8 protein-coding genes are annotated in these 8858 nt (G+C 45.8%); 1 reads left to right on the top strand and 7 read right to left on the bottom strand.

Features of this window, described 5'->3' with window-relative positions; translation table 11 throughout:
- Positions 1–416: 416 nt before the first annotated feature.
- Positions 417–1550 carry an aminotransferase class I/II-fold pyridoxal phosphate-dependent enzyme gene (locus ACE1CM_RS16190; RefSeq protein WP_374878543.1) on the bottom strand — a complete coding sequence of 378 codons (1134 nt, stop codon included), beginning with the start codon at positions 1548–1550 and terminating at the stop codon, positions 417–419.
- 423 nt (positions 1551–1973) lie between these two features.
- Between ACE1CM_RS16190 and ACE1CM_RS16185 the strand changes: the two genes are divergently transcribed.
- Positions 1974–3041, top strand: a complete 1068-nt coding sequence (locus ACE1CM_RS16185; protein WP_374878542.1) for a hypothetical protein — start codon at positions 1974–1976, stop codon at positions 3039–3041.
- Between the two features lie 210 nt (positions 3042–3251).
- On the opposite strand, the gene ACE1CM_RS16180 is transcribed toward ACE1CM_RS16185, so the two are convergent.
- From ACE1CM_RS16180 to ACE1CM_RS16155, 6 genes are all read right to left on the bottom strand, one after another.
- Positions 3252–4322, bottom strand: a complete 1071-nt coding sequence (locus ACE1CM_RS16180) for a GNAT family N-acetyltransferase (protein ID WP_374878541.1) — start codon at positions 4320–4322, stop codon at positions 3252–3254.
- Between the two features lie 104 nt (positions 4323–4426).
- The gene (locus tag ACE1CM_RS16175) at positions 4427–5083 is read right to left on the bottom strand and encodes a PIG-L deacetylase family protein (RefSeq protein WP_374878540.1); all 657 of its coding nucleotides are present in this window, start codon (positions 5081–5083) and stop codon (positions 4427–4429) included.
- Positions 5084–5101: 18 nt separating this feature from the next.
- Positions 5102–5794 carry a WbqC family protein gene (locus ACE1CM_RS16170; protein WP_374878539.1) on the bottom strand — a complete coding sequence of 231 codons (693 nt, stop codon included), beginning with the start codon at positions 5792–5794 and terminating at the stop codon, positions 5102–5104.
- 102 nt (positions 5795–5896) lie between these two features.
- Positions 5897–6598 carry a sugar transferase gene (locus tag ACE1CM_RS16165; RefSeq protein ID WP_374878538.1) on the bottom strand — a complete coding sequence of 234 codons (702 nt, stop codon included), beginning with the start codon at positions 6596–6598 and terminating at the stop codon, positions 5897–5899.
- A gap of 153 nt (positions 6599–6751) precedes the next feature.
- The gene (locus tag ACE1CM_RS16160) at positions 6752–7933 is read right to left on the bottom strand and encodes a glycosyltransferase family 4 protein (protein WP_374878537.1); all 1182 of its coding nucleotides are present in this window, start codon (positions 7931–7933) and stop codon (positions 6752–6754) included.
- Between the two features lie 63 nt (positions 7934–7996).
- A partial coding sequence (locus ACE1CM_RS16155) for a glycosyltransferase family 4 protein (RefSeq protein WP_374878536.1) occupies positions 7997–8858 on the bottom strand: 862 nt, incomplete at its 5' end.

Genomic DNA, 8858 nt, shown 5'->3' with positions numbered 1-8858 from the left:
TGCCTTGTCCCGCCGACCGATTAATCGTTGGTGGTAGGGGCACGGCAAGATTAATTTTGCCATCAGCGATAGATTTATTGTGCCGTGCCCCGCCGACAGATTAATCGTCGGTGGTAGGGACACGGCAGGATTAACATTTTCCAATCACCGACAGATCGATCGTGCCTTGTCCCGCCGACCGATTAATCGTTGGTGGTAGGGGCACGGCAGGATTAACATTTTCCAATCACCGACAGATCGATCGTGCCTTGTCCCGCCGACCGATTAATCGTTGGTGGTAGGGGCACGGCAAGATTAATTTTGCCATCAGCGATAGATTTATTGTGCCGTGCCCCGCCGACAGATTAATCGTTGGTGGTAGGGGCACGGCAAGATTAACATTTTAAATTAACCGACAGATTTATGATGCCGTGCCCCTACTTTTTCCGATAAATTGCGGTTACAGCGCCGATTACTCTCTCTAAATCTTCTCTAGTTAAATTAGATCCAGAAGGCAGGCAGATGCCATGCTTAAATAAATCTTCTGCGATCGCTCCCCCAATGCACTCGCATTCGGCAAAAACAGGTTGCAGGTGCAAGGGTTTCCAAACTGGACGCGCTTCTATTTGCTGTTGGGAAAGTGCTAGGCGGACTTGTTCTCGATCTGCACCAAAAGCATCTGGGTCAATTGTCAGGCAAGTTAACCAGCGAGTTGCGCGTCCAAAATTAGCTTCAGGCATAAATTCGATTCCCGGCAAGTTTCCCAAAGCTTGTTGATAAACCTCAAAATTGCGTCGTCTAGCTTGTACTCGGTCTTCTAAAACTTGCAATTGACCGCGACCAATTCCCGCCAAAACGTTGCTGAGACGATAATTGTAGCCAATTTCAGAATGCTGATAATGGGGGGCGCGATCGCGCGCTTGAGTTGCCAGAAAGCGGGCTTTTTGGATTAAAGTTTCATCTTCTGAAACTAACATGCCGCCGCCGGAGGTGGTGATAATTTTATTGCCGTTAAATGAGTAAATTCCGATTTTTCCGAAGGTGCCAGGGGAACGATTTTTGTAAGTCGCGCCTAAAGATTCGGCAGCATCTTCAATCAGGGGAATTTCATAAGCGTTGCAAGCGGCTAAAATTGGGTCAATATCGGCGCTTTGACCGTATAAATGGACGATAACTACCGCTTTGGGTAATTTACCAACTTTGGCGCGTTTATCCAGTGATTCTCGCAACAAATCGGGGTTGATGTTCCACGTGGTGCGATCGCTATCCACAAAAACTGGTTTTGCTCCTAAGTAAGTAATCGGACTTGCACTCGCAATAAACGTCAGCGTCGAGCAAAAAACCTCATCTCCCGACTCAACGCCAATTAATCTTAAAGCTAAATGCAAAGCCGCTGTGCCAGAAGTAACAGCCGCCGCGTGACTAGCACCGACTACCTGACAGAATTCTTGCTCAAAAGCGTCTACATGGGGGCCAACGGGGGCGATCCAGTTGGTGTCGAACGCTTCTTTGACGAATGCTAGTTCGCGATCGCCCATGTGAGGTGTTGAGAGCAGGATAGGTTTTATCAATCGCTTAGATCCAGAAATTTCTAATATTAATTTAGCAAAAAAAACTCAGTAAATCACCTCAACCAACCATGATTATGTAACTTTTTGTAAACCCAGGCAAATTGGCAACAAATTTAGATTAGATTGGTTTTTAATCAGAGAGATAGGGCCTCTATATTATTGGAACCAAATTGCTAGTTAACGCAAGTTGCTAATTGCTAATTGCTAATTGCTAATTGCTGATGGCGAGAGCTAGTTAATATAGCATTTTGCTTGAGATTAGCCATTAGCCATTAGCCATGAGCCAGTGTTTTGAGATAACTAGCAACTTGGGTTAGTTAAAAAAATGCCTGATCTCAAGTAAAGGGGAAGATAAAACCAGAGACCTTAAGAAACAACTGAGAAAACCTTTCCAGATAAACTTCATATTTAGAGGAGAGAGCTATGACAGGTAAACATGCTTTCATGGAAGGTTTCAAATCTTTGCTGCCTAAATTTCTGCGTTCAGATTACTCTCCCTACCAGTGTAATGTCTCCGCTAACCGGGAGAATTACAATTTACGGGCGCGGAGGATACATTTGCAGAATCAAATAAAGACTTGGGTCAATACGGGGCAGAATCCCTTTATCAAGCCTGTAGAATGCAAAGAATGTTTATTCGATACGCGCATCCCGAATATATATATCGGTTCTGATGGCGTATGTAACATGTGCATGACCTACAAAAAGAATTTCAAAATTGAAATTCTCAACAGCGAACTAGAAACCTTTCTCAATACACCGAGAGAGGCTGGTTCTAATATAGATGCAGTAGTGGGATTCTCTGGCGGGAAAGATAGCGCGGTGTCTCTTTACCTGGCACGGGAACGATTGGGGTTAAATGTTGTCGCAGTTTTAGTTCAAAACGGATTTATCCCCGATCAAGTCGTTGATAACGGTCGAAAACTCTGCGACAAGTTGGGTGTGGAATTAGTTGTTCTGAATATTGACCTGGCTCCCTATGTCAAAGATATGATGGACAACAATTTTAAGAACGGTTACCCTTGCTATAAATGCGGGGACATGTTTCATAAGGAAATTCAGCAATACTGTATCGAAAACCGCATCAACCGCATCATTTTTGGGCGCAATTGGTGGCATTGGATTGAGCCGCAAGTCCGTTCTGTGCGGTGGGTAAAACATGAAGCATCGGGTCAGCAATTGCAGATGTTATCCCTGCCTTTTGCTTTGCAATTGACCGAAAAAGCTGTCTACAAAATGCTCGATGATATCGGGTGGTCAACTGTGAAAATTCACGGCAACAGCACTAATTGCGTGCTGCCTGGATTAGTAGAATATTCTGTTTACAAACGACTCGGCTATCATCCAGAATTAAACTTACTCTCCAGGGAAGTGATTACAGGTTTCCTAGATAAGGAGGAAGCAAAGCACCAACTTTCAGACATCAGAGATAATACGGATGCTTTACAAAAGCTGGTGAATAAAAAGTTGGAGGAAAGCCAGAGTAAATAGAATGACAGGTGAATGCTAGAATCCCGACTTCTTTGAGAAGTCGGGGTTCTGGACTTCGTTGTTTATTAGACATCTGGCAAAAGTTATTTTCAGACCATTTGAAGGGCGGGCGGGACGCCCACCCCACAAGAATTTTTCTGGTTTTGTGGGGTGGGCATCCTGCCCGCCCTAAGTTTTGATGGGCTAGCATTAAAATCACCTTCTGATTATTCAAGCTGTTTTATAGAAATAGGGATTTCGATAGGCGGGGAAAAAATCGTGACAATCGCCTACAGACCCGTAATTAGTTTCGCAAATATGCATAAGTTTTGCATATTTTTCCTCGGACAAAATCATTCGATAGGTATGGAAATTCGCTCTGAAATTAGAGAAGCCACTCTTAAAGTAAAACAAAGAGTCGGAGCGGGCACCCAATCCGCCGCCTAAATGTAAAACGGAATTACCATTTTCTTTAGCCCAACGGGTGATGGCGTCAATTTCTAACTTTGATGGCGCTTGGCAAAAATACTTGTCAGAAGTTCCGGAAAGATAGGTTTGGACGATGCCATTTATGGCAGTAAATAATATCCCAGAGGCGACTTCGCCTGAGGTCGAAAGAATGGTACAGAAATTTAAGCGATCGCCTAAACTCGATCGTAAATCTGCGAAGTAACTTTCGGAAAACAGGTAAAATTCACTGGCTGACAGCCGCTGCATAGTTTTACGATAGATAGCGACGAATTCTTCATAGAAACTCCAATCATTTATCTTCGCGTGAAATCCCTCACGCATCAGCTTGCGAATATCTTTTTTGTGATCTTTTCTGATCTGCGCCTCAATCTCTTCAATTGACAAAGAAAGATCGATATAAACAGTTTGACCGTGTTGCACCAGCGTGCCGTACTTGGCTAATGTTTCCAGAGGAAGGCTGAGCAAAGGATGCAGGCGGAAGAAAGCAGTAATAATTCCGTATTTCGCTCCAATTTCTCGAAAAGACTCCAGAAACTTCTCTAAATAATCTGGATTATCGGGCCCAATTAACAGCGGTGCTGGGTAGCCGTAAGGTGTTGTAGCATCGTACCAATCATCGGGGACGCCGAGACTTGCCGGAATCTTCCGAATTAACAGAGGCACCAAAAATGCCGCTTGTCCTATTTCTGCATAGAACGCAACAGGTGTCCCTTTCTCATGCTTGGCAGTTAAGGAAACATATTCTGGAATATGGTAAAAATCGTGCCGAGTTAACATTAAATGGCGTTCCCATCTCGAATCTTGGGGAGAAATAAATTCTGCGATTGTCATATTAACCCTCAAGGATTAGCTTCTTTGGTTTGTAGTAAGGACTTTAGTCCTTAAAGCTGGATGATAGAGGACTAAAGTCCTGACTACGAACGCATGTTGTCTGCTTAAACGATTTCTCGCACGAGAACAAAAGCCTCGGCGGCAAAACAGCTTACGGTACTACCTCTTAATGTTGCCAAAGCTCGTAAAGATTCCTCCGAACGTTCGTTAGGAAAAGGTTTAATCTGAGAAGCATAGAGTTGCATGGCTTGAATTTTCATTTCCAGATAATCGGAAATATCCACAAAAACATTCGGGACAAAATTGGGTGCTAAATAAGGAGCATTCCAATTAGTTTCTGAAAGGGTTTCGTAAGCATAAATTGCTCGCGGCGCACCAGGGCGATTGGGTCTGGCTGCGACTAAAGCTGATAAGAAAACCCTTTGATGATCTACGTGAAGATCGCCAGTGAAAGGAATATAAAGAATTTCTGGCTGGATGTTTTGGATAACTTCGTTCAGATGACGATTGATGTCCCGGTGGGGAATGCTGTCTAGATTCGCCGCTGGTAGGGGAAGGAATATAGTTTGCTTGACACCTAGTAGCTGATGTGATGCCAATGCTTCTCGGCGATCGCATTCAATTTCTTCGGCGCTATAGCCTTGTGTCATAATTGCTACACAAACTTCTGCCCCAAGATCCGCATACCTCGCCATTGTTCCCCCAACGCCGAGAACTTCATCATCCGTATGCGGCGCAATAACGAGTATCTTATCTTTCATAGCTTTCCTCTTGCTAGCTCAATTCAACTCTAAGAATTTGTGCGTTTCTGGTCCACAGCAGAACAGAGTATCGAGAATTGACAGATTGGGCAAAAATCCCAGTTCTGGAAACAGTTGAACGTAGGATGGCGAGTTAAACTCTTGCCAGATTGTGGCGATACCAGCCGCTGCAAAAGCTGACATATCCATATATCTTTTGCCGCCGGAACCAGATAGATAAGTATCTGCTCCTACTGCCTTACAAGCATCGATCAGGAGTGAGCTTTTACTGCCTTCTACTCCCAAGGAAGATAAGTAAAAAATGGGCTTATCAATCCCCAATATTTCCATCACCCATTGAATGAGTGCCATGTCGAGTTCGCAGAGATGATTCCATTCTTTGGCTAGTAATTCTTGGAGTTGATCGGCGTATTTCTCAAAATAGGGAGCCGGGGAATAATTCGTCAAAAGCGTCTGCCAATGCTTGCGCGACCAAGGAAGCTCTGAATCTATTTGCACTTGGTCGATTCGCTCTTCTTCTCTAGAGGAATGGAATACAGGTACGGTTAGCCATTGTTCCCCTTTGTTGGTTTTGATTTTGTTGCGGTGTTGGATACCGCGCCGCTCAAATTGCACGCTATCCATTACCACAAAAACGTCGGAATGGTAGAGCTTGTGAAAGAAACCCAGGTAGGGTAAATATTGGGGTTGGTGTATGACTGCGATTTTCATAATGGCTCATTGCTAATGGCTAATTGCTAATGGTTACAGAAACCGGGTTTCTTGGTGGGATCTTTTTCCTAGAAACCCGGTTTCTTTGCCTAAGTCCTGCCTTTATTTGGCATAGACGCCTTCTTTGCGGAGGACAACCGGAATGGTTCGGAAAAGAATGACCCAATCTAACCAAAAATTCCAGCGTTCTACATACCAAACGTCTAGGTTCAGTCGTGCTTCTAAACTGTTTTCTAAACCGCCATTAACAGCTTCCCAAGCTGTAACTCCCGGCGGCATTAATAAGCGCCGTTTTTGCACATCGTTATAGGTTTTTAGCGACGAAACTAACAGCGGTCGAGGGCCTACTAAACTCATGTCGCCTCGGAGAACGTTGAAAAGCTGTGGCAATTCGTCGAGATGATATTCCCGTAAGAACTTGCCAACCTTTGTGACGCGAGGATCGCCTTTGAACGTTCCTAAACCAATACCGATATTAACCGCACCATCGACCATCGTGCGGAATTTGTAGATAGTAAATGGTTTGCCTAACTTTCCTAATCTTTCTTGGCAGAATAAAATGGGGCCGGGGGAACTCAGCCGAACTGCTAAAGCAATTCCTAGCAAAAGAGGGGATAAAAGCAGGAGTGCGAGGCTGGCGATCGCCACATCTAAGTTGCGCTTAAACATCAGTTGCATTCTCATGCCTTTTTGTCTAGCAAGATAAGCTTTTTCAGCGGTTTCCCACGTTTCATCCGTCCAAACTTCAGCCAATCGCTCGGTAGAAATAGACGAAAGATTGCCTACATAAACTTCAGAATTCATGGCAGATGCCTCCCCTGTACAAAACTGATTTTGATTAGTTATTCCTGCAGCGTTAAAACTCAAATCACATCTAACTTCATGAAAAACTAATTCGATTTATTTTGGCTGCCAATTTGGCAATTTGCGACAAAAATTTATATGCTTCATGGGTAATTAATTACCCATTATTAATGACTCGCGAATCGTGACTGATGGTGCAGGAACTAGCGCTTCAGCATACAAAGTTTCGTGCAGATTTAAAATCTGCCGCAGGTCGTAAGCTGCCATTAATTCCCGTCCGCGCTTGCCCATCGCTTTGGCTTCTTGGGGATGGTCTAAAATCCAGGCCATTGCTTTGGCAATTTCTTCTACATCTCCCACCGGAACTAGAAGACCGCAACCCGGTTCTAGCAATTCGCGAATGCCTCTAATATCTGTGCCGATTGCTGGAGTTTCCAAGCACAAAGATTCCATGATACTTCTGGGTAATCCCTCGGCTTCGGAAACCAAGATGGTAGCAACAGCAGCGCGGATCAAAGTTGGAATATCCCGTCGGAAACCCAAAAAACGAACGCGATCTTGCACGCCTAATTGGTCGGCTAACTGCTGCATTTCTGCTTGCAAAGCACCCTCTCCGGCAAACGCCAAGCAAGTATTCGATCTGGCAACTTTGGCAAATGCTTTTAACAGATCTCGATGGCGCTTACGGGGAGTGAATTCGGCGATGCATAGAAACAGAGAAGTTGCCGGTGCGAGGTTTAATTCTTGCAGCACTTGTGCCACTTCAGATGCAGAAATGACATCGGGATTGTAGCGTTCAATATCTACTCCAATTCCGGGCATGTAGCGGACTCGGTCAGGTGGAACGATCTGGTAGCGTTTCGCCGCTGCTTCATCTTCGCGGTTAATAACGACTAAATAATCAGTCCAAAGACCTGCGAGTTTTTCTAGGGTCAAAAAGATGGCATTTTTCAGCGGCATTTCCCCTTTGTAGAAGTTAAAGCCGTGAGCGGTATAAATTATTTTGGGTGTCGCTTGCTTTCTCAAATCTTTGAGGGCATATCGGGTAACAAAACCCGCGACTGCCATGTGGGCGTGGACGATATCGTATTGCTGCTGCGCGACAATTTCTCTAATTCTTGGCGGCGCAGTCAGTAAATTTTTCGCATCTAGGGGACTGCGACCCAATTCTACATCCCAGACGCGATCGAAAGCCGCCAAACATTCAGGACAAGTGGAAACGCCGTTTGCGATCGCATCCACTCGCCACCCCTTGGCACGGAAATGATGGGCAAAGGGAAGCAAAAAGGCGCGGAGGGCAATGGGAACCGCACTAATTACTAGAAGTTTGTTCATAAAACATTCGATTCGGTAACGCTGATTTGCGGTAAACGACTCACCTAGAAACCGGGTTTCTTGTCATAGAAACAAAGGTGATTTGCGTAAGTCGATTTGGGGTAAACAAGTTCTAGTTTTTTGTTTCAGCCATGCCTCAGTATTTTCTCGTAGATAGCGGTAAAATGCGATGCGGCGCTTCTGCAGTAGCTCATCTCTGTACTCTTTGGACTTCTCCAAATTGCGAGCCGACATGCTCGCCATGCGTTGCGGATCGGTGACGACCTGGCGAATTTTGCTTGCCAAAGCGGGTACATTACCGGGCGGCACGAGATCTTCTGGCGGTAGCAGTTCGGGGAAGCCGCCCACGGTGGAGCCAATGCAAGGAAGCGATCGCGCCATCGCCTCGATCGCTGCTCGCGGCAAACCTTCTTGATGGGATGGTAAAACAAACAAATCCGCTCGATCCAACTGGGTACGCACACCTTCCCCCGCAGTCACATCCCCCAGGAACCGCACCCGCTCTGCCAAATCCAGCTTGGCGGCGAGTGACTCCAGTTCCCCTCGGTGCTTTCCATCCCCCAGCAAAACCAACTTCAGGTCTAATCCCCCGCGCACGCAAGCAGCAACTGCATAAAGCAGCACATCTGGCGCTTTGTAAAGTTGATCCATCGTGCCGACGGTAATCAGGGTCAAAGACTGCATCTCCGACTTGGGATAACGAGGAACGGGGACAAAAGCCTCAACGGGCAACTCAACGCTGGAATAGTGGGTGGAAAAAGCTTCTTTTGCAGGTGGATAGCGCTGTTGCAGAGCCGATTCGGTGACGTAAGCTGCCGCAGTTGCGCCCGCACAGATCCGCCGCAACTTGCGGGGGAACCACCAGCGGAAGAAAGGTCTTAAGGGATGCTTCACCGAACCCGGTGAGAACGTATCGTAGGGATCG

Source organism: Microseira sp. BLCC-F43, from assembly GCF_041929235.1.
Taxonomy (GTDB): domain Bacteria; phylum Cyanobacteriota; class Cyanobacteriia; order Cyanobacteriales; family Aerosakkonemataceae; genus Microseira.
The sequence above is the reverse complement of the archived record's forward strand: the minus strand, read 5'-3'. Positions and strand labels throughout refer to the sequence as shown.

Excerpts from the sequence above, each read along its gene's own strand:
- ACE1CM_RS16185 (WP_374878542.1), top strand. The coding sequence starts at position 1,974 with ATGACAGGTAAACATGCTTTCATGGAAGGTTTCAAATCTTTGCTGCCT.
- ACE1CM_RS16180 (WP_374878541.1), bottom strand. The coding sequence starts at position 4,322 with ATGACAATCGCAGAATTTATTTCTCCCCAAGATTCGAGATGGGAACGC.
- ACE1CM_RS16175 (WP_374878540.1), bottom strand. The coding sequence starts at position 5,083 with ATGAAAGATAAGATACTCGTTATTGCGCCGCATACGGATGATGAAGTT.
- ACE1CM_RS16170 (WP_374878539.1), bottom strand. The coding sequence starts at position 5,794 with ATGAAAATCGCAGTCATACACCAACCCCAATATTTACCCTACCTGGGT.
- ACE1CM_RS16165 (WP_374878538.1), bottom strand. The coding sequence starts at position 6,598 with ATGAATTCTGAAGTTTATGTAGGCAATCTTTCGTCTATTTCTACCGAG.
- ACE1CM_RS16160 (WP_374878537.1), bottom strand. The coding sequence starts at position 7,933 with ATGAACAAACTTCTAGTAATTAGTGCGGTTCCCATTGCCCTCCGCGCC.